Source organism: Rhizobacter sp. P2_H2 (assembly GCF_056403375.1).
This window is the reverse complement of the sequence record NZ_JBFUFP010000613.1, coordinates 1-3,281: the sequence shown is the minus strand read 5'-3', so window position 1 is coordinate 3,281 and position 3,281 is coordinate 1. Positions and strand designations below refer to the sequence as shown.

General features: G+C 68.2%; 4 protein-coding genes. 2 read left to right on the top strand and 2 right to left on the bottom strand.

Going from position 1 to position 3,281, the window contains the following annotated elements; all coding sequences use genetic code 11:
* Positions 1-68: 68 nt before the first annotated feature.
* Complete coding sequence (locus AC1D15_RS23390; protein ID WP_465114408.1) at positions 69-884, bottom strand: NAD(P)H-dependent oxidoreductase; 816 nt, start codon at positions 882-884, stop codon at positions 69-71.
* A gap of 102 nt (positions 885-986) precedes the next feature.
* Between AC1D15_RS23390 and AC1D15_RS23385 the strand changes: the two genes are divergently transcribed.
* On the top strand, positions 987-1,892 hold the full coding sequence (locus AC1D15_RS23385) for a LysR family transcriptional regulator (protein WP_477827857.1): 906 nt from the start codon (positions 987-989) through the stop codon (positions 1,890-1,892).
* Between the two features lie 69 nt (positions 1,893-1,961).
* Here AC1D15_RS23385 and AC1D15_RS23380 read toward each other — a convergent pair whose 3' ends face one another.
* Positions 1,962-2,561: a TetR/AcrR family transcriptional regulator gene (locus AC1D15_RS23380; protein ID WP_477827856.1), complete on the bottom strand. Its 600-nt coding sequence runs from the start codon at positions 2,559-2,561 to the stop codon at positions 1,962-1,964.
* Between the two features lie 207 nt (positions 2,562-2,768).
* On the opposite strand from AC1D15_RS23380, the gene AC1D15_RS23375 reads away from it, so the two are divergent.
* Positions 2,769-3,281: hypothetical protein (locus tag AC1D15_RS23375; protein WP_477827855.1), on the top strand; the 513-nt coding region annotated here is incomplete at its 3' end.

The window sequence follows — 3,281 nt, the reverse complement described above, 5'->3', positions numbered from 1 at the left end:
GTCGAGGGCAGCGCCGCCGGCCAGGCACGACCTGACCGGCGGCGCAGGGCACCGGTTCGGAGAGGGGATCAGGCTCCCCTCTCGAGGGGTCGAGGGAGAGGGACCGTTTCCGGGCCCGCGATGTGCGCCACCAGTCCGCTCTGGCCGGCCGCGACATGAGCTGCCAGGACGTGGCCGTCGGGATAGTCGCCACCGTTTTGCGGCCGGAAGGGGATGGGCGCTTCTTCGAAGAGGCGTTCGACACGCGAGCGCCAGGCTTGCCTGGCCGCGGCCACCTCATCCGCCGCCATTCGTCCGGTGCCGTAGACGGCGAAGGTGGGCAGCACGTCGAAGCCGGGAAAATAGAGCGAGCCGTGCGTGATGGGGAAGAGCAACTGCTCGAGCGGCCCGTTGATGCCCCGCGGCGAATAATCCCTCGCCGGCCCGCCGACCGCGACGGCGAGCATCGCCCGCTTGCCCTTGAAGGCGCCATCGCCATAGCGGTAGCGGTTGCCTGCGTTCTGGTAGCCGTACGCGAGGCCGTAGGCCCACACCCTGTCCACCCAGCCCTTCATGATGGCCGGCATGCCGAACCACCAGAGCGGAAACTGGAAGACCACTGCGTCGGCGGCCAGCAGCTTCTGCTGCTCGGCGGCAATGTCCGCGACCTGTTGCCCACCGAGATAGGAATGCCCTGACTCCGCAATGAACGACAAGCGATCCGGGTCGGCCCGGCTGGGGAAATCGTGTTCGTCGAACACGGCCTTCCAGTGCATGCCGTACAGATCCGACTGCAGCACCTCGTGCCCCTGCTGCCGTAGCGTTTGCAAGGACACCTCCACAAGCTGGCGGGTCAGCGATGTGGGCTCGGGGTGCGCATGGACGATCAGGACCTTCTTCTGCATCGATTCACTCTTCATCGGTGGCGCCGGTAGGGCGATGGCGCAAGTCTCGGCAGTTGCGAGCCATCTGTGAAATCGATGCTTTGTTTGGCTACTATTCATGGCATGGATAGCACGCGCCTCGACCTCAACCTGCTGGTCACCCTGGAGGCCTTGCTGGTGGAGCAGAACGTGACCAAGGCGGCCGCCCGCCTGCACCTGAGTCAACCGGCGGTCAGCGCGCAGTTGAGCCGCCTGCGCGACGCGTTCGACGACCCGTTGCTCATCCCTGCGCAACGCGGCATGACGCCGACCGCCAAGGCCATCGACCTGCTGGCCCCCTTGCGCCACGCCTTGGACCAGGTGCGCGCCACCGTCGCCTCGCACAGGAACTTCGACCCTGCCGAGGCGGAGCTGACCTTCACCATCGCCTGCACGGACTACCTGCAGGCGGCAGTGGTCAAGCCGCTGGTCGTGGAACTGCGCACCCGGGCGCCCGGCGTGCGCGTGGCGCTGCGCAACCTGGACATGCCGCAGCTGGAAGCGCAGATGGCGCGGGGCGATGTGGACCTGRCGCTGATGACGCCGGAGGTCGCGCCGCCGGGCCTGCGGACGCGGCACCTGTTCGATGAGCGCTATGTGCTGATCGGCCGGCGGGACCATCCACGGCTGCGGCGCAAGCTCTCGGTCGCGCAGTTTGCGCAGCTGGAGCACGTGATCGTCTCGCTGCGCGGGGCCGACTTCGTCACGCCGGTGGACAGCACCCTGGCGGCGCTGGGGCACAAGCGCAAGGTGGTGCTGTCGGCGGCATCGTTTCTGTTCCTGCCGGAGATCGTGGCGGCGTCGGACTTCGTGGCTCTGGTGCCGGAGCTGCTGGTGCGGGACCGACGGGACAGGCTGCTGCTGGTTGAGCCGCCGTTTCCCGTGGAAGGGTTCGCGGTGGGGATGGTTTGGCACGAGCGGGGTCATGGGCATGGGGGACAGAGGTGGGTAAGGGAGGCCATCGTGTCAATGAACGGACGCCACCACTGAAACAAGGAAGACCCATCGAACCCACGACTGGACCGGCTGCACGCCCGATGGGTGGCGGCACGGGGCGGATCACTGAGGCGCAGCGTCGCCCCCGCGCGCCAATGCACCCAACAGCACGTCGAGCCCGAATTCGAAGGCGGCATCGAGGCCCTCGATTCGCAGGAACGGCGCCACGGCGGCGACGTGCGGCAACGCAATGGTCTGCGGCGCATGCTGCAGCTGCAGCTTGGTGGGTTCCGGAATGTGCTCGATGCTCGCGACGTAGGCCATGCCCGCGCCGTTCACGAAGCCGCCCATCAGGCGGAACCACCAGGCCTGCTGCTGCGGTGCCAGCCCGCACTCGGCATACATCAACAGCAGCTGCTCGTAGATGTCGAATGCACGCGGAGTGTTGAAGCGGCGTGCAGCGAGCAGCGTGAAGGCGCGCGGATGGCGCACCGCGATCTGCCGGTAGCTGCGCATGCTCCGGCGGATGCGTTCGATCGGCGGGGCGCTGGCGGGATCGGGCATCTCGATCTCGCCGATCAGCAGCTCCYGCACCGCGTCGAGCAGCTCGCCCTTGGACTTGAAGTGATGGTAGAGCGCCATCGCCTCGACGCCCAGCTCCTGGCCGATGCGGCGCATCGAGCAGCCGTCCAGCCCGAGGCTGTCGATGAGTGCCAGGGCCACCGCGGCGATCCGGTCCCGATCGAGCGGCGTGCGAGGAAGCGGTGGGGACGCGGGCGGAACCGACGTCGGCGCTTTGCGGGGTGTGCGGACACTGGCCATGGGCCACTTTACAACGTAAGGCACCCTGCAGTACATTTCGCGGCGTCGACCTTACGGTGTAAGGTCAATCAATCCAGCCAGAAGGAAACGCTTCCCGTGAACTCGACAATGACCCCCGCCGACATGGCCACCCTGGCAGACAACATCGAAGCCCGCGCCTGGGTGGACTACTACGACGCGGCGCCCCCGGCGCTGCGCCGGACGCTGGGCATCGCCCACGACCGCGTCGCCGATGCGACGCTGCTGTTGGCACCCGGCATCGAGTCCCCCCTGTTCAACCGGGCGATCGGGCTCGGGCTGCGCTCGCCGGCGGGCGCCCACAGCACCGCGCAAGTCGCAGCGGCGTTCGCGGCGGCCGGTTCCCGCCACTGGTGGCTGCATGTCAACACGCACGCGCAGCCCCGCGACACGGCGCTGTCGCTCGAAGCGGCCGGATGGCGGCCGGGCGAACCCGCGAACTGGGTGAAGATGCTGCGGCCGGCAGGCCCGGTGGATGCAGGCGAGACGACGTTGCGTGTCGCGGCCGGCACCGACGAGGATGCCGATGCGATCGCCGACGCGATCACCCGCGGATTCGGCCTGCCGTCATTCGTCGCCACCTGGTTGCGCGCGCTGCACGAC

Coding starts and splice junctions, on each gene's coding strand:
- AC1D15_RS23390 (WP_465114408.1), bottom strand. CDS start 884: ATGCAGAAGAAGGTCCTGATCGTCCATGCGCACCCCGAGCCCACATCG.